Source organism: Pseudoalteromonas sp. AS71 (genome assembly GCF_038900275.1).
GTDB lineage: Bacteria > Pseudomonadota > Gammaproteobacteria > Enterobacterales > Alteromonadaceae > Pseudoalteromonas.
Genome location: NZ_JBBMQZ010000014.1, coordinates 1 through 22,009 on the forward strand (window position 1 = coordinate 1; position 22,009 = coordinate 22,009).

A 22,009-nucleotide genomic window follows, 5' to 3' on the forward strand; every position below is an offset into this window, starting at 1 on the left:
AAAAGTGTCATATGAAGGTGGCGCTCTTACCTTAGGCGTAGGTGCTTTGTAGCAACGTTCAAAGCGTAATAATTAACTTTAAAGTTAATTGTTAGAAAAAGGTCACTCAGGTGGCCTTTTTTAATGCCTGAAGAAAAGTGTCATATGAAGGTGGCGCTCTTACCTTAGGCGTAGGTGCTTTGTAGCAACGTTCAAAGCGTAATAATTAACGTTAAAGTTAATTGTTAGAAAAAGGTCACTTAGGTGGCCTTTTTTAATGCCTATAGAAAAGTGATTAGCTTTGAGTTATAACTTTCTTGCCGTAGCTTGGGTTGAGTTTTACGAAACCCGAGGGAAAAGGCTGCTGAAAATAACTGAGCTCTTAAATATAAAAAAGCACGGCTAGGCCGCGCTTATATTGAGTTAGCTCTTGGTCTTTTAGCCAATTACTAATATATGATAAAAGCTTTAATGCTTTTTAGCATATTCTTCAGCTTGTTTTAAAACTCTTAATAAATTACCGCTTAAAATCTTTTTAATATCTTTGTCGCTGTAATCTCTGTCCATTAAACCTTGAACAAGATTAGGGTAGCTAGATACATCTTTTAAGCCGATAGGTAATGAATCACCAACTCCATCATAATCAGAGCCAATACCTACATAATCAATACCAATTAGCTCAACTACGTGATCAATATGATCAAGCACCTGTTCAAGGCTTGCAAATGGGTATGGATTTTTAGCACGGTACGCAGCATCAAAATCGTTGCTTAACTTAGTGCCTTCTTTTTTAGCAGACTCTTTTGTGTTTTTTAATTGCTTGCCCCAACTACCTGCTTTAGCGGTAACAAAGCTTGAGCCAAAGTTGATTTGAATAACGCCGCCATTTTCTTTAAGCGCCAATAGCATATCGTCATTCATATTACGCTCAAAGCCTGGCGTGTATTTACGAAGTGATGAATGCGAGGCTATTACTGGTGTCTTAGATAGATCCATAACTTGATAAAACGCATCATCAGAAATATGCGAAACGTCGATTAACATACCAATATTATTCATTTCAGTGACAAGCTTTTTACCAAATGGGCTTAAGCCTTTCCATTTACGGCGTATATCGTAAGAAGAATCCGAAATATGGTTGCTTTGCGAGTGCGCTAGCGTGATGTAGCGAATGCCACGCTCGTAAAAATGCTGAAGATTCTTCATATCCCCTTCGATTGGAGAGCCATTTTCCATACCCATTGCGATAGAGAGCTTACCTTGTTTAAATTGCTCCTCTATATCACTGCTTGAGCTAGCAATAGCAAACTTATCGGGCGCGCGCTGGGCTATGGCTTCCATACTATCAATCATTTGATTGGCTAGCTGATAGCTTTTACCTTTACCTTCAAACTCCAAATGCGCAGGAATATAAATCGACATAAACGGTGCGTTTAAACCGCCTTTTACAGCGCGAAGGTAGTCAAAGTCGCCATCAGTTGTCGCTTTAGTTACATCAACCCAGTTTTTATGAATTCGGTAAGGTACGTCGATATGGGTATCAATTAAAATAGTGTCTTTAGCGAGCTTAATTGCCTTTTCAGATGCTGTTATTGTTTGTTCTGCTTGGGCTTGGCTAGTTAATGCTAGTGATATGGCTACCACTAGAGTGCTGAGTTTTATCATGTTTTGGCTCTTTGGGTAAAAAGCCATTGTGTACGTTCAACTCAAAAGTTACAAGTACTACGCCTTAATCAAACGACTGTGCTTGATGCTCTTCACTTTGCAGCGCTTTAAATTCGCCCTTCGAAATAATAGTTACTGACTCATGTAATTCTGAGAAAAATACCATGGCTTCGCCATTTTTAAGCTGTAGCTTAACTTGGTTAACTTTAGATTCAATGCTTGCTTCTACTTCACCGTAATCGGTGCCTTCACGCAAAACATAGCTTTCAATTAAATTGTAGAGTGTGTCTTTATCGAGTTGTTCAAAAGGAATAATCATAATTGCTCTTTGTTTGCATTGCCTAAAACATGTTGCCCAAAATAGCATGGCACGGCTTTCTCTAACCAAAATATAGGCTTAAACGGATTTTTCCCGCTAATAAAACCAACGTGTCCGCCCTTGTCAGAGATGCGCAGCGTAACATGCTCACTTACATCTTGCCTACTCGGTACGGCCTTAATTGAGAGCATCGGGTCGTCTTTGGCATGAATAATAAGTGTGGGTATAGCGATATCTTTTAAGTACGGCATAGCACTGGCTTTACGATAGTAATCGTGGGCATTTTCAAAGCCATGTAACGGCGCTGTAAGTTGGTTATCGAACTCTAATAAATCATCAATATTCATTAATTGATCGGTAGTTATAGGAATTTGCTGCTTAATTTGCGGTAATTTACGTTGCATCGACTTTTTCATGCGATCGAGCAAATACTTTTGATAAATTTTACCTAAGCTTTTACGAATAACATCACTTGATGATGATAAGTCATAAGGCGCCGATACCACTGCAGCTGCATTGAGTGGGCAGTTTGTATTCTCTTCGCCTAAGTACTTAGCAAGCACATTACCACCAAGCGAAAAGCCCACGGCAACCATCGCTCTATCTGGGTATTGTTGCTTAAGATGATTTATAAAAAAGGCTAAATCGGCGGTGTCACCGCTGTGATAAGCACGTGGAAGGCGGTTTACTTCAGTTGAGCAGTTTCTAAAGTGCATAAGCACAACTGCATAACCTTGTTTTTTTAAAGCCTTCATCATGCCTTTGGCATAAAAGCTATTTATATTGCCTTCAAGGCCATGCAACACAACGGCAAGTGGTGCGGTTTCATTATGTGGAAGTGACCATGCGAGCTCAATAAAGTCACCATCGGGCGTATCAAGTTGCTCAAGTTCGTAGCGAGTGTGGTGAAATGGGCGGAAAAAACGCGGCATTATGGTTTGAACGTGACGATTGGTCATCCACCATGCTGGTTTGAACTGAGAGATCATGTTTGTACTACGCACTTTGTATTAAACGAAAAGCTAGTGTACCAAATTTTTCGCTTCAGAAAATAAAAAGCGCCTAACTAGTAAACTAATAAGGCGCTTTAGTGCGTCGTGCTTAATTTTGTTCGGGAATTTCTGCATCATGTATTTTTTTCAAAAAGAAAAAAGCAAAAAAGATACACAAAGAAACAACGATGGTTAAAAACCCAAAAGACATAAATAAAACTGGATCTGTAAAAAAGTCTCTAAAAAATACGTTCATGAGTTGTTCCCCTCGTTGTTGATGGGTTAATCATAGGCGGTGTTTGCAGGTCGCAACGTGATCGAGATCAAGTTATTTACATAAGCAGATGTAGGAGCGAAGCTAAGTTGATTTAGATCATGATTTAAGTAATGTTAATGTGTAAAACCAAGTTGATTCAGGATTGATGAATTAGTGGGAGTCCATCATTGGGAGCAAAGAGGCGCTGCCCAGAGTAAGAAGGTTATGTCTTTTGATTGATTTTCAAATTGTCTATATTATCGCTCTTCTTTTAAATTGAAAATAAATCACTAGATTATAATGGTTTATAAAAAATACACTATATCACTTAAAGGGATTTCACTTGCTAATAGAAAATGAAGAATTTGAAACTATGATGATTTCAATAAATCATAAGCTTTCACAGGATGGAGTGGATATTTCGTCACGACCAATGATAGCAGCAATTGATGCTATGACACTTCTGAAAGTCAGCGCTCCTTTGGCTGGAGCAACCTTAGAGGAAGTTAGTTTTCCAATAACAATAATGAATCTCTCGAGTCATATTAATCTTTGGTATAAAAATTTATACTCTGATAAATTGAAAATCGATTTTACTCAGGCTAAATTCCCATTTCTTATTGATGGTGATGTATTTGAGGTGAAAGTTCCGTTCATAATTGGGAAAGTATTAATTGTTTCCACCAAAAAAAATATGGATAGTCGCCAGGTTCTAAATGTTGTAGATATGATTCATGAGCTAGCTGATTCCTTGAGGCTAACCCTAACAATATCGGATGAAAATGAACTTCAAGCACTATTCAGTACTTGCCTAAAAGCATCACAGCTTATGAAAGCAGTTCATAAAAATGACTTTATAAATTCAGCACTAAAGGATTCATTTGTGAGTTGCGAAAATTTACTGATGAGACCCAGGAGCCCGGATTTATCAGCTTGGCATTCAGTACAATTTGTAGAGAAAGTGCTTAAATTTTTTATAACTAGTAAAGCGGATAAAGTGAAAAAAACTCATAAGTTAACTGATCTAAAAAATGAAGCAAAGAATCTTGGCTATTATCCAGATTCAAGAATTAACTGGGAATTACTCTCTTCAATAACACCGAGTGTGCGTTACGAACCCGGACAGATCGATATTAAAAAAGCTGTGGATATTAATATTGAGTCTTGGAGAGTCGCGTTTAATATAATGCACCAAGTTAAAACTTAATAAATAGTAAACGAATTCGATTATTGGGTTCGACTTCGTCATCACGGATGCAGCGAACTGCTTTTCTATTAATAGAGTACCTAGAGTATGGTTATAGATGTAAAGCTATTTGGGGAAGTCATCAAGCGAGATCTTTTCTAAAGTTTAGCAACTAAAAATTTTCACATATAGCTCAATATTGTTTGGTTCTGCATACTCGACTAATTCAAACTCATTTATTGCTGAAATCAACATATGTTGCTGTTGTTTTTCAAGCTTCAGCTCTGCGTTTAGCAACTCTTCGCGTATTGTGGCGTAATCACTTATTGTATTCTGATTAGCTTTTAAATAGCTGCGTGCGGCGCGCAGAGGCTGTAATGCGTGAGTATCAAAATCACTAGTTACATTTATTAACTCATTTAGCTGTTGGGTATTAATACTTAAATTTAATGAGTCTAAATAAAGCAGTAATAAGCATAAATTAACGTTTTTTCCTTGCTGGTTTTGTAGTGCCAGCAAGGTTGTTTGTTGATCAGGCTTTGCGTACAAAGTGCACGCAAATTGCCAAAAATGGTCGCTATTGAGCAAGTTCATCGGCGAATGCCTGCTCTTTTTCTTCCATTTCTTCAAGTGCCATAAGTAGCTCTTCTTCAACGTCGTTAAGCTTAGGCGTAAGGGTTGCTTGCTTGGCTAATAACTCTTTAAGCTTGGCTTTGTTGTCGTCGTTGTAGAGTTCGTTATCACCTAAGGTCACTTCAACTTCACTTAATTCGGCGGTAAATTTATCGAGTTGCTTTTCAAGCTTTTCAATTTGCTTTTTAAGTGGCTGAGTGGCTTTTCTAAACTCAGCTTCTAAGCGCTTTTGTTCCTTACGGTTAACACCTGGGTTTGCTTTAGGCTCGTCGCTTTGCTGCGCTTTAACCGCTTCTTTATTCGCGTTAAGTAACCATTGATAATATGCATCTAAGTCGTAGCCAAACTGAGTTACTTTGCCGTCATCTACTAAGTAAAACTCATCGGCAGTATTTTTAAGCATATGGCGATCATGCGATACGGTAACCATAGCGCCTTCAAAGCCTTGTAGTGCCATAACAAGTGCATGGCGCATTTCTAAATCAAGGTGGTTGGTTGGCTCATCCAGTAATAATAAGTTTGGCTTTTGATATACCAACATGGCAAGCACTAAACGTGCTTTTTCGCCGCCCGAAAATGGGGCTACAGGCTCAAGTGCTTTATCGCCAATGAAGGCAAAGCCGCCTAAAAAGTCACGTAGTGATTGTTCAGTGGCTTTTGGGTCTAGGCGTTGTAAGTGCATTATTGCACTGGCTTTTAAATCAAGAGATTCAAGTTGATGCTGCGCAAAGTAACCAATATTTAATCCGTGATGCTGAACAACTTCGCCCGCTTGCGGCTCTAAATCACCAGAAAGCAGTTTAATTAACGTTGATTTACCTGCGCCATTTCGACCAAGTAAAGCAATTCGGCTGCCTGGTACAAGGTTTAGCTCTATATTATTTAAAATAGTGACGTCACCATAACCCGCTTTGGCTTTATCTATTGTCATTAGTGGGTTTGGTAATGCTTTTGGCTCTGCAAACTCAAAGTTAAATGGCGAGTCGGCATGTGCCGGCGCTAGTTTTTCCATGCGTTCAAGCGCTTTCACACGGCTTTGTGCTTGTTTAGCTTTACTGGCTTTTGCTTTAAAGCGCGTTATAAACTGCTCAAGGTGAGCAATTTGATCTTGTTGCTTATCAAACATTGCTTGTTGTTGTAGTAAGCGCTCAGCTTTTTGGCGCTCAAACTGCGAGTAGTTACCTTTGTACACGTTAATAAGTTGCTTATCTACATGCCAAATTTGATCAACCACCGCATCTAAAAACTCACGGTCATGCGATATAAGTACAAGGGTGCCGGTATAAGCACGCAAAAAGCGTTCAAGCCAATAAACGGCATCTAAATCAAGGTGGTTTGTTGGCTCATCGAGTAATAGTAAATCGGCGTCGCGTATTAATGCTTGGGCAAGGTTTAAACGCATACGCCAACCACCCGAAAACGAGCTTACAGGATTTTCTATAAGGTTATTAGCAAAGCCTAAGCCGTGTAATAGCTCACCTGCGGTTGATTCAATGCTGTAGCCTTTAATGTTTTCAAGCTGAATATGTACTTTGGCTTGTGTGTCGCCATCGTTGTTTTGCTCGGCCTCACGCAGTGCTATACGCATTGCGTAGTATTCTGGGTGGCCTTGAAGTACATAATCAATCGCGCTTATTTCAAGGGCAGGTGTCTCTTGCTTAACAGAGGCGATAGACCAATCTTTTGGAATGCTGCAGTTACCGGCATCTAGTTGTAGTTCTGATTTTAGTAAACCAAATAACGTTGATTTTCCACAGCCATTAGCGCCAACAAGGCCTACTTTGTGTTCTGGAAATAACGTAGCTGATGCGTTTTTTAATAAGGCTTTACCGCCACGAAGTAGTTCTATTTCTGAGATTTGGATCATGAATGCGTTACTTTGCTGTGCCCTTGTTAAGTTGGCGCTATCATAACATAGAACTTAATGCTCTTATCAAGCGTATCAACAAGTGAAGTTATACGATAAAATGACAGCAGTTCAAACCACAGGAAAAATGTTGTGAGACAAAAGAAGCGATTTATTGCTGGAGCATCGTGCCCTGACTGCAAAGCCATGGATACTATGATGCTATACAGAGAACATGATGTTGAAAAAGTAGAGTGTGTTGAGTGTGGTCATAAAATGGCGCAACCCGATAACGCTGTTCAGGCGTCTACTCGCCAATTTGAACAAGTAATTGGTGTGTTTAAACCGGGCGACTAACCCGGTTTTTTATTGCCTAATTTTTACCGGTTTTAGTAATGCGGTGGAGGTGGCTCAGGTACTTCAGACATCATAGACGATGATGACTGCGACTCTTTAATTTTCTCTGCTAGCAGCTCGGTTTGGCGTTTCATTTTTGCTAACAGCTGTTGGTGCACTTTTATTTCATCATTTAAGACTTCAATCGTTTCGTCTTGAAAAGCCACTTTGGCTTCAAGTTCCATTAAGCGATGTTCAATTGTGTTCATTATTCTCTCGTATAATAAATCGCTCTGCGATCCCGCTGGAGCTTTCGGTTAACAACGACTTACCGTTATCTGTAAATGTCACATCTAGCACCACCGCAGATTTAGGCTTACTGCCTTCGCGCGGGGTAACCTGCCAAGTTTGAATTTTTTCACCGCTTGGTATTTGCCACAAATCTACGCGCTTATTTGGCGAGCCGGTTGCAAGCAAAGTGCCTTTTTCGTTAAAACGCACAGCAGTAAAAATTTTCTGACGCGCAATATACTTCAGTTTACTCACAAGATCACCTGTAGTCAGCTTCCATACATTTGCTTGTGCCATACTATCGGCCGTAAACGCATAGCGACCTTGTGGATCGAGCGTTACTTGGGTAACACGCGTTGGGTGATTAAAACGATGAATTACTTGTCCGGTACGTGTATCCCAAAAGTAAGCAACATAATCGTTAGAACCACTTAAGGCAAAGCGTCCGTTAGGTGACAGGTCAACGGTGTTAACTTTATCTTGATGACCTAAAAACTCAATACGACGCCCAGTTTCTAGGTTTACAAATACGACAACGCCGTCGCTACGGCCGTATAAAACACTACGGCCTTGATTGCTAATAGCAATATCGCGAATACTGGCTCTTTGTATTTTGTAATAACCTTTATTTTTGCCTGTGGCTATATCCCACACAGCAAACGTGGTTTTTTCGGCGGTAACAGCCACGCTGTTATCAAAAGCAATGGCAACAGCGTACACTAGGCTGTCTTGTGACTGCTGCTGAAACCATTGGTATTTTAGCACCTGCTGTTGATTATCCCACAGGGCGACCCCATGGTTGATAGAGGAGATCAAACTGTATTTACCATCGTTTGAAACTGTTGATGAAAACGCACCTTGTGCAGCATGTTCGTAACTTGCTACAGCGTGTTGTTGATTATCGGTACAGGCGATGGCTAAAAAACAGCTAAATACGATTAAAAAAGTACGAAATATCGACATATTACAGGTATTTCCCCTTAACTCTTAGTGACTGAGAGGTTAGACTAGGACGCGTTAAATGCCTAGGTTGTTTGTCTAATCACTGGATATGTTTTTAGTTTAGCTAACAATATGGAATTTAGTCATTAAACAAGCAGCCTATCATGTGGGCCGTTAATCTTTCACTAGTAATAATACATTAAAATGACAACTGCAAAGTATGTCGGAGATTTAAAATGAAAAAGACGATTAGATTGTCATTGATTGCAGCGTCAGTTTTAGCGCTTACAGCTTGTAATCAAGAAGCAAAAAAAGAACAAGCTGAAGTTAAATTAGACACTGTAGAACAGCAACAAGCATACGGTATTGGTGCATCTGTAGGTAACTTTTTAAATAAAGATCTTGCAGACAAATCAGAAATTGGTATTGAACTAGACCAAGCACTTTTAATTCGTGGTTTTGAAGATGCGCTTGCTGGCAATGCAAAAATTGACGAAGAAAAAATTCGCGAAGTATTAACTGCACTAGATACATCAGTACGTACTAAGCAAGAAGAAAAAGCTAAAGTAGAGTCTGAAAAAAGTAAAGAAGCAGGCGCTAAATACCTAGCTGACAACGCTAAAAAAGAAGGCGTTACAGTAACTGAGTCGGGTCTACAGTACGAAGTACTTAGCGAAGGCGATGGCGAAAAGCCAGTGGCAACTGATGTAGTTAAAGTACACTACAAAGGGACTTTATTAGACGGTACTGAGTTTGATAGCTCATATGCGCGTAACGAACCGACAACTTTCCCTCTTAACCGCGTAATTGCGGGTTGGACTGAAGGTTTACAACTTATGTCAGTGGGTTCTAAGTACAAGTTCACTATTCCTTCAGAACTTGCTTACGGTGACCGTGACTTAGGTAAGATTCCAGCTAATTCAACACTTGTATTTGAAGTTGAATTACTTGAAATTCAAAATGAAGAAGCACCAGCACAATAATAAGCTTATTGTGTAAATGCAAAAAGGGACCCTAGGTCCCTTTTTTAATACGTGTAAGTAACGTATTAATTCGTGTGATTAGAAAACAAGTTATCAATAAGCTCATCTTCAAGTGCAAAACGAGCTTCTAATGCCTCACCAATAACAGATAAGTCATTATCAAAATCTTTCAATAAGTCTTCTTTGTCTACTTCTGCGTACTTATCATTAAAATCTAACGCCACATCGGTTGTGCTAGAAATACGCGGGTAAATAGAGTTTGCAAGCTCTTGGCTTTGTAAGCCCTTTTTTTCGCATGCTTTTGCTATATCGTCATATACTTCAAAATGGCCTGCAGATAGGTAATCCATTAAAAGCTGGCAAAATGATTCAATTAGTTTTGGCTCTGGCAATGCTTGATCTTGCTTTTCGTACGGCGTAAAGCCTGCAATTTTGCAGTAAAGTACAATAAGTTCTTGGCGTTCGTTTAGCCATTTATCAATTACTGTGTGGCTACCACCCCATTTCTGTTGAGCTTTTTCTACACGCGTCAGCATAACTGTTCTCCTAGCTGGGTTGGTTTTTAATTTAAAATAATAAGTTTATGTACATCAAGATATATTTAATTTGCGCGTATATCAACAAGTAAAGTTGAGCTACTTTGAGGGTTGTACCTTTTTATATAAACCGAGGCGAGGGATTTTATTTTAGGCAAGAAAAAACCACCAGTTACGGTGGTCTAATTTCTTTCAGTGACTTGTTATAACAAGCTTTCTTATTTTTATGAGATGATTTTTATTGTTATTATTTTAAAACATTTATTTTTATTGTTTTAAGATTTTTATTATTGTTTTTGTTAACGCGGGACAAACAATAACAAGGTTTTTGTAATGTTGCAAACATATTAATAAAAAGTTTTAAATGTTATTTATTTTTGTTTGTTTTATAGTCAAAATGGATTAAAAAACTCTATTCTATTGATCTACCTCTAGGTAAAGCTGTTTTCGTCCCTAAGCAATAGAGGGTCGGAGAATATGGTGGTACAATCTTGCACAATTTATACAAGTCTTAGGATCATTTACGCCATGAGCGAATTAAAAAACGACCGTTATTTACGTGCACTTGCAAAACAACCTGTTGATGTAACTCCGGTATGGATGATGCGCCAAGCAGGACGCTATTTACCAGAGTATCGCGCTACACGTGCACAAGCGGGCGATTTTATGAGCCTGTGCCGTAATGCTGAGCTTGCATGTGAAGTAACACTGCAGCCACTACGTCGCTACCCGTTAGATGCCGCTATATTATTTAGTGATATTTTAACGATTCCAGATGCGATGGGTTTAGGTCTTTACTTTGAAACTGGCGAAGGCCCTAAGTTCGAACGTCCTATTTCATCTCTTTCTGATGTTAAAAAAATTCCAAAGTTAGACCCTACAGACGAGCTTGGCTACGTAATGAACGCAGTAAGCACTATTCGTCGTGAGCTTAAAGGCGAAGTACCGCTTATTGGTTTTTCTGGTTCACCTTGGACGCTAGCAACTTATATGGTTGAAGGCGGTAGCAGCAAAGTATTTGGTAAAATCAAAAAAATGGCGTTTGCAGAGCCGCAAACACTTCATTTATTACTCGATAAGTTAGCTGATTCAGTTATTGATTACTTAAATGCTCAAATTAAAGCTGGCGCGCAATCGCTAATGGTATTTGACTCATGGGGCGGTGTATTAAGCCCGCGCGATTACAACGAATTTTCATTACAATACATGCATAAAATTGTAGATGGCTTAATTCGTGAGTACGACGGTCGTAAAGTACCGGTTACTTTGTTCACTAAAAATGGTGGTCAATGGATTGAAGCTATTGCAGCAACAGGCTGTGATGCAATCGGTCTTGATTGGACTATTAATATTAGCGACGCTAAGCGCCGTGTGGGTGATAAAGTAGCTCTACAAGGTAATATGGACCCATCTATGTTACACGGTACACCAGAGCGTATTCGCCAAGAAGTAGGCACTATTTTAGAAGACTTTGGTACAGGCAATGGCCACGTGTTTAACTTAGGCCACGGTATTACACCAGATGTAGACCCTGAAAATGCTGGCGTATTCATTAATGCAGTACATGAGCTAAGTGCTAAGTACCATAAGTAATAGTCACTTAAACAAGCTTTAAAACTGTTTAAAAGTAAAAAACCCGCTAAGTTGCGGGTTTTTTGTTACCTATTTATAAAGGCTTTTAAAACTACTTATTTAAATAAGCGATTTAAGCCATTTAATGCCGCAACACGGTAGGCTTCAGCCATGGTTGGGTAGTTAAATGTGGTATTTACAAAGTAGTCGATATTATTGCCACCATTTTTTTGTTCCATAATAGCTTGGCCAATGTGAACAATTTCAGAGGCACGTTCGCCAAAACAATGTACGCCAAGTACTTCTTTGGTTTCGGTGTGGAATAATATTTTTAAACTACCTACTTCAGTACCAGCAATTTGCGCGCGAGCCAAATGCTTAAACTGAGCACGGCCTACTTCATACGGTACTTTAGCGGCTGTAAGCTCTTGCTCGGTTTTACCTACTGAGCTCATTTCTGGAATGGTATAAATACCAGCTGGAATATCAACAATCAGCCTGTCATCGCAGTTACCACATGCAATTGCATCAGCAGCTATACGACCTTGGTCAAACGCAGCACTTGCAAGGCTTGGATAGCCTATTACATCACCTACAGCGTAAACGTTATCAATTTCTGTTTGGTATGTTTCGTTAACTTTTAATTGGCCACGGCTATCGGCTTTTAAGCCAATGGCTTCAAGATTTAGTGTATCAGTGTTACCAGTACGACCATTAGCAAATAAAATACAGTCAGCTTTTACGCGTTTACCTGATTTTAGATGCATTATAACGCAGTCGTCACGCGTCTCAATTCGGTCAAACTCTTCGTTATGGCGAATAACAATACCGCTATTCCAAAAGTGATAGCTAAGTGCGTCAGATATTTCTGCATCCATAAAAGCAAGTAGTCGATCGCGTGTATTAACCAAATCAACTTTAGCGCCTAAACCTTTAAATATTGACGCGTACTCACAACCAATTACACCTGCACCATAAATCAGTACACGATGAGGGTCATGCTCAAGGCCAAGTATTGTGTCACTTTCGTAAATACGAGAATGCGTAAAATCTACCTCTGGTGGGCGATAAGGGCGTGAACCCGTTGCAATAACAATCGTTTTAGCAGTCAGTCGCTCAGTTGAACCATCATTTCGTTTTACTTCAATTGTGTGCTTATCTACAAAGCTCGCATCACCTTGAAACATATGAATGCGGTTACGATCGTAAAAGCTACTACGTAAATTAGATTGCTTAGAAATAACAGAACTTGCGTGACGTAAAATATCAGGAAATGTTAAGCGGCTAGGGCGCTCACCAACATTAAATAACGGATTTGCTTTGTATTCAATATAGCGGCTAACAGAGTGGCGAAGCGCTTTTGAAGGAATTGTTCCCCAATGTACACAACCGCCACCAACTGATTCTTGGCGTTCAATAACCGCTACTTTTTTATCGTTTTTTGAAAGGTTCATGGCGGTACCTTCACCGCCAGGACCCGTGCCAATAATTATTGCATCATATTGGTATGTCACGGGTACTTTTTTTTGTTCTGGTTGTTTGGCCACAGCCACTCCTAAATTAATTAAAAGAGGCTTTTAATAACCTCGCATTAAGTGCTAGCCATGCCTGTTTTTGATTTTCCCAGGCGGCTTCCAACTCATGGTATTGTGCCATTAATGCTGAGCGTTCACACTGCTTTGCCATGTTATTTTTTTTAACTTCTAACACTTGTTTTTGTAGTGAACAATAATTTTGCAGTTTTTTCAGCAGTAAATCGTACTCTTGTTGTAATAATGTAATCTTATCTTGTGCTAAAGGCAATTTTGCAAGACGCGTTTGCGTTTTGCTCATGAGCGTTTCGGCCTTCGCTTTTTCTATACGTTCAACAGGAGTACGCTTTAACTTATTGGCTAAACCAACAGCTGCTAAAGAGCGAATCATCCATTTTGTTGGATCGTAATGAAACCACTTAATACCGTTACGGTAGTCGCTTGCAAAAATATGGTGGAAGTTATGGTACCCCTCACCGTATGTAAATAACGCTAAAAAGCCGTTATCACGTGCCGTATTTTTTTCGGTGTATGGGCGAGAGCCCCAAATATGTGCAACTGAGTTTATAAAAAAGGTAAAGTGTTGACTCAGTACTAAGCGTAGTAAACCTGCAAGAATTAACATCCCCCACACATCACCAACCAATAAACCAAGTGCTAGAGGCAAGCCTACGTTCATAGCAATCACAAGCTTTAAGTAATGTTTGTGTTGCCACATAACTATTTTATTGCGCTGTAAATCACGACAATTACTATAATCACCGTAGCTATCGCCTTGGTAGTCACGTAACATCCATCCGATATGGCTATACCAAAAACCATTGGTCGCCGCGTAAGGGTCTTTTATTGGGTCGTCAACTTGACCGTGATGTATACGGTGATCGCTACTCCAATGCAATGCACTGTTTTGCAGCGCAAAAGCACCGCCAAGCGCAAAAATAAATTCAACTGCAGGGTGTGCGTTATAGGTTTTATGTGCCCATAATCGATGGTAGCCGGCAGTAATTGATAAGCCTGCATAAAACATGCAGCCTACAAAAGCAATCCAATGCGCGCTGGTAAATCCGTAGCTAATGGCGTACCAAGGTACAAGTGTGGCAGCCGCCAAAAAGGTTAGGCTAAAAAATAGGACGTTTGTCCAAATAATCGGTGGTTTATTCATAATTCTCAATCTCAGCGTACAACTGTAAGCTAAAATAGTATTTCAAACTCTTGTCGTCAAGTATTAGACTGGACAATTGAGCTAATATCACTAAATATTCATATAAAATAATTCAGGGAGCTATTGATGTCGGGTGTTAGAGCACAACAGAAACAAAAAACACGACAGGCGTTAATTCAAGCGGCATTTAATCAGCTGAGTGCTGATCATAGTTTTTCGAATTTAAGTTTACGCGAAGTAGCACGAGAAGCTGGTATTGCCCCAACTTCTTTTTATCGTCATTTTAAAGACATGGATGAGCTAGGTTTAACCATGGTAGACGAAGCTGGCTTAACTCTTCGCCAACTTATGCGCCAAGCTCGTAGACGAATAGCGAACGATGGCGGCAGTGTTATAAATACCTCAGTGGTTACTTTTATGGAGTTTATTGATAACTCAAGTAACCAATTTAGGTTGTTGCTACGAGAACGCTCTGGGACTTCTAAAGCATTTAGAGCCGCAGTAGCGCGCGAGGTAAAACATTTTATTTTAGAGCTGGCTCATTATTTAGAAAGTGAAACTAAATGTAATGCTATGCATGCCTATATTCAGGCGGAATCTATGGTAACGCTCGTATTTAATGCGGGTGCAGAGGCGCTCGATATAGAAGGATTGCAACGCGACGAATTGATTGAGCGCGTTATTTGGCAGCTGCGTTATATTACTCGTGGAGCCGGGCATTACGTAAGAGAAACGAGTAAAGAAGCATAGCTTAAAAAAATTGTAAAAAGTTAATATAAGCACGGTATATTGCAGTGCTTATTAATTTAAGCGTCACTAGTCATGTATTTGTTATTTTAATTCTTAATAGGTGACTTGGTTGAATTAAAAAACCCAATTGAATCGTTTTTAAATCTGTTTTGTGGAATTTTTATGCTTGCTTCCGTCGCTTTGTAATGTTAAAAATAGGCTTCACTGAACACACACATAAGAAAACAAGATGCATATTATTCGTTTAATTACACTAAAACTTAACCTCTTACTGCTATGGTCAGTGAGTGGGGATTAGTGTGTTTGCATCGAGTTGAACACTAAAAAACCCCGCAATTGCGGGGTTTTTTTTATCTCGCGGCTGGGATTAATTGAAATTTGGGTAACATAGGAATGAGGGGCAGTTATGCAAGAGCAAGATAAAGTATGGATTTTTGATACCACCTTACGTGATGGCGAACAGGCGCTTAAAGCAAGCCTTACTGAAGATGATAAAACTCAATTAGCACATACAATTAGCCGCTTGAATGTGGATGTGATGGAAGTGGGTTTTCCGGTTTCGAGCCCCGCTGATTTTCGCTCGGTGCAACGTATTGCAACCGAAGTAAAAGGTCCGATTATTTGTGGTTTGGCACGCTCAGTTGCTAAAGACATTGAAGCTTGCGGCGAAGCACTTCGCACAGCTCAGCAAAGCCGTATTCATACTTTTATCGCTACAAGCCCTTTGCACCTTGAACATAAATTACGTATGAGCTTAGACGATGCAACGGCAATGGCTGTTAAATCAATTAAATTGGCACGTAACTATACTGATGATGTTGAGTTTTCGTGTGAAGATGCTGGTCGTACGCCACATTGGGATTTATGTAAAATTGTTGAGCAAGCAATTAATGCCGGAGCTTCAACTATTAACTTGCCAGATACCGTTGGTTTTGTAACGCCTGACGAATACGCCGCGATGATCCGCCATTTAATGAATAACGTGCCAAATATTGATAAAGCGCGCTTAAGCGTGCATTGCCACAATGATTTAGGTTTAGCAGTAGCAAACTCGGTAGCCGCAGTGCAAGCCGGTGCGCGCCAAATTGAGTGTACTATTAATGGCATTGGTGAGCGTGCTGGTAACTGCTCGCTTGAAGAAGTGGCGATGATCATGAAAATGCGCCACGACCACTTAAAAGTATACACCGATATTAAAAGTGAAGAAATTTACCGCGCTTCTCGCCAAGTGGCTAAAATTTGTAATATGCCAGTACAGCCAAATAAAGCGATTGTTGGCGAAAACGCCTTTGCACACAGCTCAGGCATTCACCAAGATGGTGTATTAAAAGCGCAAAATACTTATGAGATTATGTCGCCAGAAAGCGTTGGTGTGCCAAGCAACCAATTAAATATGACTTCGCGTTCGGGTCGTCATGTTATTGAGCATCGCTTAGAAGAGTTAGGCTATCAAAAATCTGATTACGATATGGATGGCTTATACAAAAGCTTTATCGAATTGGCTGACCAAAAAGGAACCGTATACGATTACGACCTTGAGGCGATGATTTACTTTAATCAAATTAACGACAAAGATGAAAAATACCAATTAGAATTTGTTAACTCAGCCTCTAACTCACAATCAGTAGCAAGCTCTACGATTGGAATGCGAATTGATGGCGAAGCTAAACAAGAAGCGGCAACAGGTAATGGCCCAGTTGAAGCCTCGTTTGCAGCTATTGAGCGCTTAACAGGTATGAGCGTTGAAATGATTGAATATAACTTAGAAGCAACAGGCCAAGGTGCAAGTTCATTAGGCCAAGTAAATATTATAGCTAAATACGATGGCCGACCTTACCACGGTGCGGGCATTGCAGCGGATGTGGTTGAAGCGTCGGTACGCGCCATGATCCGTGTTTATAACTTAATTTATCGTGCACAAAAAGTGTCTGATTTAAAACAACAAAGGAAAGCAGGATGAGTAAAACAAACTACAGCGTTGCAGTATTAGCTGGCGACGGCATTGGTCCAGAAGTAATGGCAGCAGCAGAGCAAGTACTTGATGCTGTGAGCAATAAGTTTGGTTTTACATTAAACCGTCAGCATCATGCTATTGGTGGCGCAGCCATTGATGAATTTGGTGAAGCATTACCACCAAAAACACTTAGTGCCTGTGAAAGTGCCGATGCTATTTTATTTGGTTCGGTAGGCGGTCCTAAATGGGAAAACTTACCACCAAACGAGCAACCGGAGCGCGCATCGTTATTGCCGCTTCGTAAGCACTTTGGTTTGTTTTGTAATTTACGCCCTGCACAGTTATTACCTGCATTAAGTGCAGCGTCGCCACTTCGCGCTGATATTAGCGAAAAAGGGTTTGATATTTTATGTGTGCGCGAACTAACTGGTGGCATTTATTTTGGTGAAAAAGGCCGCCGTGGTGAAGGCGCAGAAGAGTTTGCATTTGATACGCAAACATACTCACGAAAAGAAATTGAACGTATTGCACGCTTTGCTTTTGAAGCGGCAAAACTACGTAGTAACCATGTTACCTCTGTTGATAAAGCCAATGTATTAGCATCAAGCGTATTATGGCGCGAAGTAGTAACTGAAGTTAGTAAAGACTACCCAGAAGTTAGCCTAGATTATATATACGTAGATAACGCCGCTATGCAGTTAGTTAAACAGCCTAGCCAGTTTGACGTACTACTTTGTGATAACTTATTTGGCGATATTTTGTCAGATGAGTGCGCCATGATCACAGGCTCAATGGGCTTATTACCATCGGCAAGCTTGAATCAATCGGGTTTTGGATTGTACGAGCCAGCAGGCGGTTCAGCGCCAGACATTGCAGGTAAAGGCGTTGCAAACCCAATAGCACAAATTTTAAGTGCCGCATTAATGCTACGTTACTCACTAGGGCAAGACGAAGCGGCTCGCACGATTGAAAAAGCAGTGGCAGAAGCCGTAGAAGCAGGCGTTGGCACTCCAGATATTTATCCAAATGCCGGTTACAGCACAAGCGATGTGGCAGCAGCTATCGTTTCACGCATTTAATAACATAGTAAAGTTGCAGCACCGTTATGCTGCAACTCAAACAGATTAGGGAATTAGCAAGTGGCCCAAACGTTATACGAAAAAATTTGGCAAGCACACACCGTTGCCAGCATAAACGAGCAAACCGACTTACTTTATATTGACCGCCATTTAGTGCACGAAGTGACTTCTCCGCAGGCTTTTGCAGGTCTACGTGAAAAAAACCGTACTGTACGTTGCCCAGAAAAAACTTTTGCAACGATGGATCATAACGTATCGACTAAAAGCCGATCACTTGATGCCGCAAGCGAAGTATCTAAAAACCAATTAATGGCGCTTGATAAAAACTGTAAAGAGTTTGGTATTGTACTTTACGATTTAAACTCAATTAACCAAGGCATTGTCCATGTAATGGGCCCAGAGCAAGGCATTACTTTGCCAGGCACAACCATTGTATGTGGCGATAGCCATACTTCTACACATGGTGCGTTTGGCGCATTAGCGCATGGTATTGGTACGTCTGAGGTTGAGCACGTATTAGCAACGCAAACGCTACAGCAAAAAAAGGCGAAATCGTTAAAAATTCAAATTAACGGTGTATTGCGTCCAACGGTTACGGCTAAAGATTTAATTATGGCGGTAATTGGCAAGTTAGGTACCGCTGGTGGCACAGGTTATGTAGCAGAGTTTTGTGGTGCAGGCATTGAAGCGCTTTCAATGGAAGCTCGTATGACGCTATGTAATATGAGCATAGAAATGGGTGCAAAAGCAGGTTTAATTTCATCTGACCAAATTACTTATGATTATTTAAAAGGTCGTCCGTTTGCACCTAAAGGCGCAGATTTTGATGCAGCCGTTGAATATTGGGAAACATTAAAAACAGATGAAGGTGCACATTTTGATTTAGTTGTTGAGCTAAATGCCGACGACATTCAGCCACAAATTACTTGGGGCACAAGCCCAGAGCAAGTAATTGGTGTTGATGAGTGCATACCCGATCCAGATAAAGAACCAGATTTAATTAAAGCCGATGCTATTCGCAGCGCACTTAAATACATGGACTTAAAAGCGGGCGATAAATTATCAAGCGCAAAAGTAGACACGGTATTTATTGGCTCATGTACAAACAGCCGTATAGAAGACTTACGCGCTGCTGCAAAAATTGTCGAAGGCAAACAGGTTGTTGCAGGCATAGAGGCGCTAATTGTACCGGGCTCAGGCTTAGTTAAAAAACAAGCTGAAGACGAAGGCTTAGCTGATATTTTTAAAGCCGCTGGCTTTGAATGGCGCGAACCGGGTTGCTCAATGTGCTTAGCAATGAACGATGACCGCCTAGAAGCAGGCAAGCGCTGTGCATCTACTTCTAACCGTAACTTTGAAGGCCGTCAAGGTCGTGGCGGGCGTACCCATTTAGTTAGCCCTGCAATGGCTGCAGCCGCTGCAATACATGGCCACTTTGTTGATATTAGAGGAGAGGCATAATGAGCGTATTTTTTAGTGGCTTAATGGCCCCACTTGATAAAAATAATGTAGATACTGACCAAATTATTCCTAAGCAGTTTTTAACATCAACTAGCCGCGAAGGCTTTGATGCTGCTTTGTTTTATGATTGGCGTTACCTAGATAACGACGAGCCAAACCCTGACTTTATTTTAAATCGCCCTTGTTACCAAGGTGCAAAAATATTATTAACGCGTGACAATTTTGGTTGTGGCTCATCTCGTGAGCACGCTCCATGGGCGCTTAAGCAATATGGTTTTGAAGTGATTTTGGCTGAAAGCTTTGCAGATATTTTCTTTAATAACTGTGGTAACAACCAAATGTTAGCCATAGCGTTACCTGCCGATACGCTTGAGCAATTGTTTGTACTTAGCGAGCAGCACGACGATATTAACATTGAAATCGATCTTGAAAATCAAACACTAACAAGTAGTAAGTTTTCACCGATTAGTTTTGATATTAGTAAAGAAGTAAAAGAGCGCCTATTAAGTGGCTTAGACTTTATTGGTGTAACCGAAACGCTAAACCCGCAAATTGATGCGTTTGAAAAGCAACTGGCTACTGAGCGTTCTTGGCAGTAATTACTTGACCGTGTGTATTAAAAAATCACGTAAAAAAGCACGGCAATTGCCGTGCTTTTTTGTAGGTAAATATTAGATGTGGTACCTAAGGGTTAATGTCTAAAGTCAGCCATTAACGCAGGTATACCAGGCAACATGCCTACAATTGCCATTACAGTGGTGAGTAGCACAAACATAATAAGTGGAATCACCCAGCGGCTCATTTTAGATAGCTCAGCGCTGCGTTCTTTACAGCCAATAAGCCCTAAATTATCAAGTAGCATAGTAAGCGACCAACCAAAAGCCGGATTAACCAAGGTTGAAGCAAATACTACAATAGCGGCTGATTGCGTTGTTTTGCCTTCGCGCGTCATTTCCATGCCAGCCTCAAGTAGCGGGATAAACACACCCACAATAAGCGCAACACAAAGTACAGGCTGCCAAATGGCTAAATCCATAGGGTAACCCCATAAACCTGCAATTATACAAAATAATGCAGTTAAAATAGCGCCAGCAGGAATAGGGCGTTTAGCTATAGCAGCAGGCACAATATAAGTACCCCAAGAGGACGCAAAGTTAGCACCACCAGCAAGTGAGCCAAATGTTTGTCTAACCGATGCACTTAGCATGGTATCGTCGATATCCATTTGTACTTTTTCAGTGCGTTGCGGATAGCTTATTTTTTGAAATACTTGATGACCTAAAAAATCCGGTGACCACATGGCAACGGCGAGCACTGCAAATGGGAGTACAACAACAAAGCTTTCAAGTGTTGGTAAACCTAGCATCCAACCCGTGTTATCACCCCACCAGTATGCAGGATTCATATTTGGTAAACCTGGTGCAGTATGAAACTCAAACGGTGCGCCTAATGCAAAAGCAACCACGCCACCAATAAGGCAGCTTAACGGCACGGCTAACCAACGCTTTTTAAAGTGCTCTAATAGCGCATACAATAAAATGGTGGCTAAAATAACAATAAATGCAATGTGTGCCATATCAATGGCTTCCGCCCAAGCAAATAGCTTTTTAACTTGCGAAATAGTGCCAATAAACCCTAAATAAATGAGCAACCCGCCACACACACCTTTACTGGTTAGGCGCGCGAGCATACTACCTCCTTTGGTTATGGCTAGAATAAAACCAAAGGCACCAATGAGTAAACCAAACGCCATAGGGTGACCGCCAGCAGCAACAACAATAGGGATTAGTGGAATAAGTGGGCCATGAGTACCGGCTAAGTTGGCTGTTGGTAAAATAAAGCCCGAAAACAAGATGATGAAAATAGAAACAATTAATAATTCGTAACGTACATTTTCTAAAACAAATGCGTCGCTTAAGCCAAGAGGTGCCGCAAATGTAGCTGCAATGGCACCCACCATAACGACTTTACCAATTGTGCCCGCCATTGCTGGTATGGTGTCTTCAAATTCAAATCTGTAGTCTCTAAATGGTAAATTAGGACGCCAGCGCTTAGGCTGCATAATTTGCAGTTCGTGTTCAAGATACTCGTCGCGGCTATTAAACTCGGAGCTGGGTTTATGAAGCTGCTCGTAGCTTTGAGCATCCTTGTGCGTGTTTGATGGTGCATCACCGGGTGGTGTAGTTTGCATGCGTTCTCCTGCAACATTGTTGCTTAATCAAATAAATACGGCTTTTGTTAAAGCAAATGAATATTGAACATGCAGGGTAGATCAGCTTTTAGGCTGCTATGTATAGGCAAAAGGTCGTGCATGGTTGTTTTTAATACAGTTAATTTAAAAACAGCTTTACGTTAAAAATTATAAAATTACAGAAGGTGATTAAAAGTTGTTATAAATCAAAATCTTGAATGTGATATTAAGGAGGCGGAGAACTATTTACCGAATTGTATCGTGTTAATGGCAGGTTATTATCCTTTAGTCTTAGTGGTTGTTAAAGCCGTTTTATTTCAAGCTATTTGTTTGCAGGAGCCGCT

Annotated in this window: 21 protein-coding genes; 9 read left to right on the forward strand and 12 right to left on the reverse strand. The window is 40.4% G+C overall.

Annotation, left to right across the window (positions count from 1 at the left end; all coding sequences use genetic code 11):
- Positions 1-447 precede the first annotated feature (447 nt).
- From WNY98_RS11675 to WNY98_RS11690, 4 genes are all read right to left on the reverse strand, one after another.
- On the reverse strand, positions 448-1,644 hold the full coding sequence (locus tag WNY98_RS11675; RefSeq protein WP_342877978.1) for a dipeptidase: 1,197 nt from the start codon (positions 1,642-1,644) through the stop codon (positions 448-450).
- Positions 1,645-1,708: 64 nt separating this feature from the next.
- A complete protein-coding gene (locus tag WNY98_RS11680) occupies positions 1,709-1,963 on the reverse strand; it encodes a YheU family protein (protein ID WP_007378894.1) in 255 nt (84 codons plus the stop codon).
- Positions 1,960-2,952: a hydrolase gene (locus WNY98_RS11685; RefSeq protein ID WP_024595257.1), complete on the reverse strand. Its 993-nt coding sequence runs from the start codon at positions 2,950-2,952 to the stop codon at positions 1,960-1,962. The genes WNY98_RS11680 and WNY98_RS11685 overlap by 4 nt, the downstream gene beginning before the upstream one ends.
- Positions 2,953-3,064: 112 nt before the next feature.
- Entirely contained in the window at positions 3,065-3,211 is a 147-nt protein-coding gene (locus WNY98_RS11690; RefSeq protein WP_004335931.1) for a hypothetical protein, read from the reverse strand.
- A 343-nt stretch (positions 3,212-3,554) separates the two neighbouring features.
- Here WNY98_RS11690 and WNY98_RS11695 point away from each other — a divergent pair, with 343 nt between their 5' ends.
- Complete coding sequence (locus tag WNY98_RS11695; RefSeq protein ID WP_342877979.1) at positions 3,555-4,418, forward strand: hypothetical protein; 864 nt, start codon at positions 3,555-3,557, stop codon at positions 4,416-4,418.
- Positions 4,419-4,562: 144 nt separating this feature from the next.
- Here the strand turns inward: WNY98_RS11695 and WNY98_RS11700 are convergent, their stop codons facing one another.
- Positions 4,563-4,991, reverse strand: a complete 429-nt coding sequence (locus WNY98_RS11700; protein ID WP_342877980.1) for a TIGR02444 family protein — start codon at positions 4,989-4,991, stop codon at positions 4,563-4,565.
- Positions 4,975-6,897 carry an ATP-binding cassette domain-containing protein gene (locus tag WNY98_RS11705; RefSeq protein WP_342877981.1) on the reverse strand — a complete coding sequence of 641 codons (1,923 nt, stop codon included), beginning with the start codon at positions 6,895-6,897 and terminating at the stop codon, positions 4,975-4,977. The genes WNY98_RS11700 and WNY98_RS11705 overlap by 17 nt, the downstream gene beginning before the upstream one ends.
- A 132-nt stretch (positions 6,898-7,029) precedes the next feature.
- Here WNY98_RS11705 and WNY98_RS11710 point away from each other — a divergent pair, with 132 nt between their 5' ends.
- Entirely contained in the window at positions 7,030-7,233 is a 204-nt protein-coding gene (locus WNY98_RS11710) for a YheV family putative zinc ribbon protein (protein ID WP_007378899.1), read from the forward strand.
- A gap of 32 nt (positions 7,234-7,265) precedes the next feature.
- On the opposite strand, the gene WNY98_RS11715 is transcribed toward WNY98_RS11710, so the two are convergent.
- Both WNY98_RS11715 and WNY98_RS11720 read right to left on the reverse strand, forming a co-directional pair.
- Positions 7,266-7,481, reverse strand: coding sequence for a SlyX family protein (locus tag WNY98_RS11715; protein ID WP_004335946.1), 216 nt, complete (start codon positions 7,479-7,481; stop codon positions 7,266-7,268).
- Positions 7,468-8,466, reverse strand: a complete 999-nt coding sequence (locus WNY98_RS11720) for a hypothetical protein (protein ID WP_342877982.1) — start codon at positions 8,464-8,466, stop codon at positions 7,468-7,470. The genes WNY98_RS11715 and WNY98_RS11720 overlap by 14 nt, the downstream gene beginning before the upstream one ends.
- A gap of 215 nt (positions 8,467-8,681) precedes the next feature.
- Here WNY98_RS11720 and fkpA point away from each other — a divergent pair, with 215 nt between their 5' ends.
- Complete coding sequence (fkpA, locus tag WNY98_RS11725) at positions 8,682-9,428, forward strand: FKBP-type peptidyl-prolyl cis-trans isomerase (RefSeq protein WP_182696587.1); 747 nt, start codon at positions 8,682-8,684, stop codon at positions 9,426-9,428.
- A 65-nt stretch (positions 9,429-9,493) separates the two neighbouring features.
- Here fkpA and rsd read toward each other — a convergent pair whose 3' ends face one another.
- On the reverse strand, positions 9,494-9,964 hold the full coding sequence (gene rsd, locus WNY98_RS11730) for a sigma D regulator (protein WP_138489928.1): 471 nt from the start codon (positions 9,962-9,964) through the stop codon (positions 9,494-9,496).
- Between the two features lie 528 nt (positions 9,965-10,492).
- On the opposite strand from rsd, the gene hemE reads away from it, so the two are divergent.
- Positions 10,493-11,557 (forward strand): uroporphyrinogen decarboxylase, encoded by a 1,065-nt coding sequence (hemE, locus tag WNY98_RS11735; RefSeq protein WP_154903731.1) that lies wholly within the window; start codon positions 10,493-10,495, stop codon positions 11,555-11,557.
- A 95-nt stretch (positions 11,558-11,652) separates the two neighbouring features.
- Here hemE and sthA read toward each other — a convergent pair whose 3' ends face one another.
- Both sthA and WNY98_RS11745 read right to left on the reverse strand, forming a co-directional pair.
- Positions 11,653-13,083 (reverse strand): Si-specific NAD(P)(+) transhydrogenase, encoded by a 1,431-nt coding sequence (gene sthA / locus WNY98_RS11740; RefSeq protein WP_007378904.1) that lies wholly within the window; start codon positions 13,081-13,083, stop codon positions 11,653-11,655.
- A gap of 13 nt (positions 13,084-13,096) precedes the next feature.
- A complete protein-coding gene (locus WNY98_RS11745; protein WP_008138662.1) occupies positions 13,097-14,230 on the reverse strand; it encodes a fatty acid desaturase in 1,134 nt (377 codons plus the stop codon).
- Between the two features lie 126 nt (positions 14,231-14,356).
- Here WNY98_RS11745 and fabR point away from each other — a divergent pair, with 126 nt between their 5' ends.
- The 5 genes from fabR (at position 14,357) to leuD (ending at position 20,073) form a co-directional block, all read left to right on the forward strand.
- A complete protein-coding gene (gene fabR / locus WNY98_RS11750) occupies positions 14,357-14,980 on the forward strand; it encodes an HTH-type transcriptional repressor FabR (protein ID WP_002961087.1) in 624 nt (207 codons plus the stop codon).
- 406 nt (positions 14,981-15,386) lie between these two features.
- Positions 15,387-16,940 (forward strand): 2-isopropylmalate synthase, encoded by a 1,554-nt coding sequence (gene leuA / locus WNY98_RS11755; RefSeq protein WP_342877983.1) that lies wholly within the window; start codon positions 15,387-15,389, stop codon positions 16,938-16,940.
- Positions 16,937-18,013 (forward strand): 3-isopropylmalate dehydrogenase, encoded by a 1,077-nt coding sequence (leuB, locus tag WNY98_RS11760; RefSeq protein ID WP_342877984.1) that lies wholly within the window; start codon positions 16,937-16,939, stop codon positions 18,011-18,013. The genes leuA and leuB overlap by 4 nt, the downstream gene beginning before the upstream one ends.
- A 60-nt stretch (positions 18,014-18,073) precedes the next feature.
- Entirely contained in the window at positions 18,074-19,474 is a 1,401-nt protein-coding gene (leuC, locus tag WNY98_RS11765; protein ID WP_342877985.1) for a 3-isopropylmalate dehydratase large subunit, read from the forward strand.
- Complete coding sequence (gene leuD / locus WNY98_RS11770; protein ID WP_342877986.1) at positions 19,474-20,073, forward strand: 3-isopropylmalate dehydratase small subunit; 600 nt, start codon at positions 19,474-19,476, stop codon at positions 20,071-20,073. The genes leuC and leuD overlap by 1 nt, the downstream gene beginning before the upstream one ends.
- A 92-nt stretch (positions 20,074-20,165) precedes the next feature.
- On the opposite strand, the gene WNY98_RS11775 is transcribed toward leuD, so the two are convergent.
- Positions 20,166-21,665, reverse strand: coding sequence for a DUF3360 family protein (locus WNY98_RS11775; protein WP_342877987.1), 1,500 nt, complete (start codon positions 21,663-21,665; stop codon positions 20,166-20,168).
- Positions 21,666-22,009: the final 344 nt, after the last annotated feature.

What these genes read in the sequence shown, in the direction of transcription:
- WNY98_RS11675 (WP_342877978.1), bottom strand. Translation starts at nt 1,644, where the DNA reads ATGATAAAACTCAGCACTCTAGTGGTAGCCATATCACTAGCATTAACT.
- WNY98_RS11680 (WP_007378894.1), bottom strand. Translation starts at nt 1,963, where the DNA reads ATGATTATTCCTTTTGAACAACTCGATAAAGACACACTCTACAATTTA.
- WNY98_RS11685 (WP_024595257.1), bottom strand. Translation starts at nt 2,952, where the DNA reads ATGATCTCTCAGTTCAAACCAGCATGGTGGATGACCAATCGTCACGTT.
- WNY98_RS11690 (WP_004335931.1), bottom strand. Translation starts at nt 3,211, where the DNA reads ATGAACGTATTTTTTAGAGACTTTTTTACAGATCCAGTTTTATTTATG.
- WNY98_RS11700 (WP_342877980.1), bottom strand. Translation starts at nt 4,991, where the DNA reads ATGAACTTGCTCAATAGCGACCATTTTTGGCAATTTGCGTGCACTTTG.
- WNY98_RS11705 (WP_342877981.1), bottom strand. Translation starts at nt 6,897, where the DNA reads ATGATCCAAATCTCAGAAATAGAACTACTTCGTGGCGGTAAAGCCTTA.
- WNY98_RS11715 (WP_004335946.1), bottom strand. Translation starts at nt 7,481, where the DNA reads ATGAACACAATTGAACATCGCTTAATGGAACTTGAAGCCAAAGTGGCT.
- WNY98_RS11720 (WP_342877982.1), bottom strand. Translation starts at nt 8,466, where the DNA reads ATGTCGATATTTCGTACTTTTTTAATCGTATTTAGCTGTTTTTTAGCC.
- fkpA (WP_182696587.1), top strand. Translation starts at nt 8,682, where the DNA reads ATGAAAAAGACGATTAGATTGTCATTGATTGCAGCGTCAGTTTTAGCG.
- rsd (WP_138489928.1), bottom strand. Translation starts at nt 9,964, where the DNA reads ATGCTGACGCGTGTAGAAAAAGCTCAACAGAAATGGGGTGGTAGCCAC.
- hemE (WP_154903731.1), top strand. Translation starts at nt 10,493, where the DNA reads ATGAGCGAATTAAAAAACGACCGTTATTTACGTGCACTTGCAAAACAA.
- WNY98_RS11745 (WP_008138662.1), bottom strand. Translation starts at nt 14,230, where the DNA reads ATGAATAAACCACCGATTATTTGGACAAACGTCCTATTTTTTAGCCTA.
- fabR (WP_002961087.1), top strand. Translation starts at nt 14,357, where the DNA reads ATGTCGGGTGTTAGAGCACAACAGAAACAAAAAACACGACAGGCGTTA.
- leuA (WP_342877983.1), top strand. Translation starts at nt 15,387, where the DNA reads ATGCAAGAGCAAGATAAAGTATGGATTTTTGATACCACCTTACGTGAT.
- leuB (WP_342877984.1), top strand. Translation starts at nt 16,937, where the DNA reads ATGAGTAAAACAAACTACAGCGTTGCAGTATTAGCTGGCGACGGCATT.
- leuD (WP_342877986.1), top strand. Translation starts at nt 19,474, where the DNA reads ATGAGCGTATTTTTTAGTGGCTTAATGGCCCCACTTGATAAAAATAAT.
- WNY98_RS11775 (WP_342877987.1), bottom strand. Translation starts at nt 21,665, where the DNA reads ATGCAAACTACACCACCCGGTGATGCACCATCAAACACGCACAAGGAT.